The sequence below is a fragment of the Oligoflexus sp. genome (assembly GCF_035638955.1).
Lineage (GTDB): Bacteria > Bdellovibrionota_B > Oligoflexia > Oligoflexales > Oligoflexaceae > Oligoflexus.
The window spans coordinates 1-2,534 of the sequence record NZ_DASQYZ010000449.1 but is presented as its reverse complement, the minus strand read 5'-3'; the positions used below and the strand labels follow the sequence as shown (position 1 = coordinate 2,534).

Genomic DNA, 2,534 nt, shown 5'->3' with positions numbered 1-2,534 from the left:
TAATGGCGAACCGACATGCCGACCCCCCCAATTTCCAGGCACATTTGGGATGACTTTACATGTCAATAAGAGCAGATTCACCAGCGAATAATACCGTCAATTGTATCAGGAGGCTGTCCGGCTGCTGGACCCATCCTCATTTTCGCGCTCCTGTTTGACAAAACAAAACAAGAGAACGAAGGGCTGGCTTTATATTGCAAATGGAAGTTTAAAACGAAGGGTCGGCCGGGCTGTCGCCACCCTATTCAACTTGGCTTGCTTTCCCTCATCCCGGAGCCTGGCAAGATAGGAATTCCAGGCGCCGCTCTTCCAAATCAAGCAACGCACAGGTTTTCACTGTCGCCCGATGCAAAGCCCCTGGATTAATAATCCAGGTACCATTCCTATGCTCGTCACGCCTCTGATGCGAATGCCCGAGCAGGAGCACATCCGGTTGAGCCTGTAACAAACTTTTCACCTGCTGAGGCAAGTGCCCATGCGTCATCGCAATACGCCAATCACCGAGGACAACCTCACCCCCATCCCCCAGATGATGAATCCCCCAATCCGCCGCAGCCTGAATCAGTCGCGATCGCGGCTTATCATTATTGCCGAACACGACATAGCTAGGCAGCTCACGACAGAGTTCAAGAACGCCCAGACCGAGGAGATCACCGCAATGAAAGAGCGCCGCTACACCCCGTGCTTTCAAGTCTTGAATGGCCGCACGCGTGATCTCAATTTTATCGTGCGTATCCGCAATAATCCCAATCTTCATGACACGCTCATCTTTCCGTGAAGGCAGTCGACGACGTAAGAAACCTTACGCATGGACGGCCGCTCAAAAGAATTGTCATAAGGAATGCAGGGCATATTCCATAAACCTTTGCTGCAATGAGCATCTTGATGCGTGTACTCCCACCGTGCCTTGGTCCCATGAAAATTCTCAGCTTCTTAATTTTCGCCCCTTCGATCGACGTGCAATGCAGTATGTTTTGCAGAGAGAACATATTTGCTGTCTTCCTCCCCAGCAAAGAACCTCGTCCGAGCTTTTGCATCCCAAAGAAACCTTCTTCAAATAAACCTCAAGGTAATTGCCCAGAAATTGAGGTCTTACCTTAAGGCAACCATAAGGCCGGTTTCCTTGTTTCCCCTTCCGGCCACAAGTGGGGTATGACCGAGCGTTTACACTGCGTCCGTGTCGATCACCCGGCGCTTCAATGCCGGACCAGCCGCAATAATTCAACAATTATGGTTACCTACCGGCACTGCACAAAATCCTTAGCCAAATTTTGGAAAAAAATGACCCTGGCCGTACCTACAACATTGAAAATATTACATAATCGGCAGAACGCCATGGGTCGTCGCAGGCCATAGCCTCACTGTCAGGCGACGCCAACGGCAAGCGGGATTGATCGGAATATCGCCGGACCTTTCTGTGACATGGCCCGGAAGCAAAGGAGTCCCCACTGCAGCAAGATGAGTTTGGACCGGAGCTTGCTCTACAGAAGGCAATTGATTCACACCACTTCCAGGAGCAGAAAATGAAACTCGTAGCGGTACTTGCGTTCCTTTCCATCGCCTCATCAATCGGCTGCCGTAGTGAAATCGAAGGTGAAAGTGCAGACAGCAGTCTCCAGGCGCTGTTCGTGGAAAGCTCCGTCGCGTCCCTTTCGTTTGCGCTGGATGGAAATAATCTTTATCTCGCTGAAGGCACAAAAGTCCTGCCCTGGGGCCACAATGCGCCGACAGTGGACGGTCAACAAATTAAGTACAAAGGCCTCATTATTGGCAGGTTGGACACAGGCTTTTTCTGCAACGGCAAGTTCGAGACTGTCTGCGACGTCAACGTCTATAAAAACAAGCCTTCCGTCATCGCCATAAAGTATGTGAATCCAGCCGCCCAGTCCACCAAGGCCCCGGCTGCAGGTGCACAGATCACATATGTAACGGCCAATACCGCAGCCATCAGCAACGTCAAGCTCGGAACTGCGATCCAGGGTATCGCCAAAGGAAGCTGCACCGTTAACACGAGTGCCGGTCCGAAAACGATGAGCATCACGGCTGTTGCGAAGAAAACCAAAGACGCAGCCGGCAAGGAAGTTCAAATGGTCGAGGTTTCAACTCCGGTTTATAAGTACAGCAATCAGGGCGAGTTACAAATCGTGGAAATGAAACAGGTGCAGAATGTTTTCGCCAATGGAACTACGAAGACAATTGCTCCAAGCGCCAAGGGCAAAAATGAAGGATCCGCTTTCATGGCATTATTCAATTGATCAGATAAGGAGGCTCTTTGAAAGACCTCCTTTTATTCCAGACGAGTACTGGCCCTCAGAGATTCTGAAAGAGTTTCATAACTTCAAAAATTTTTGACCATGAGGCTGAGGACTGCATAAGAGCAGTCTTCAGCCTTTTGAAAATTCTCAAAGACAAGGATGTTGAAGGAAGAATTGCTGCAGTCCCCTCATGGCTTTCCAAGGCGGCCCTGGAGAGCTGCAGGTCCACACATTCTTCGTTGATCGTGACCGACTGCAACATGCCCAATATGGATGGAC

At 50.3% G+C, this 2,534-nt stretch carries 3 protein-coding genes; 1 reads left to right on the top strand and 2 read right to left on the bottom strand.

Annotated features, from left to right (window positions below):
- Window positions 1-265 precede the first annotated feature (265 nt).
- On the bottom strand, window positions 266-757 hold the full coding sequence (locus tag VE954_RS36775; RefSeq protein WP_324962537.1) for a YfcE family phosphodiesterase: 492 nt from the start codon (window positions 755-757) through the stop codon (window positions 266-268).
- Window positions 758-1,523: 766 nt separating this feature from the next.
- On the opposite strand from VE954_RS36775, the gene VE954_RS36770 reads away from it, so the two are divergent.
- The gene (locus tag VE954_RS36770) at window positions 1,524-2,255 is read left to right on the top strand and encodes a hypothetical protein (RefSeq protein WP_324962535.1); all 732 of its coding nucleotides are present in this window, start codon (window positions 1,524-1,526) and stop codon (window positions 2,253-2,255) included.
- Between the two features lie 55 nt (window positions 2,256-2,310).
- Here the strand turns inward: VE954_RS36770 and VE954_RS36765 are convergent.
- Window positions 2,311-2,534, bottom strand: a 224-nt coding sequence (locus VE954_RS36765) for a hypothetical protein (protein ID WP_324962533.1), incomplete at its 5' end; no start/stop codon positions are given.

Excerpts from the sequence above, each read along its gene's own strand:
- VE954_RS36775 (WP_324962537.1), bottom strand. The coding sequence starts at position 757 with ATGAAGATTGGGATTATTGCGGATACGCACGATAAAATTGAGATCACG.
- VE954_RS36770 (WP_324962535.1), top strand. The coding sequence starts at position 1,524 with ATGAAACTCGTAGCGGTACTTGCGTTCCTTTCCATCGCCTCATCAATC.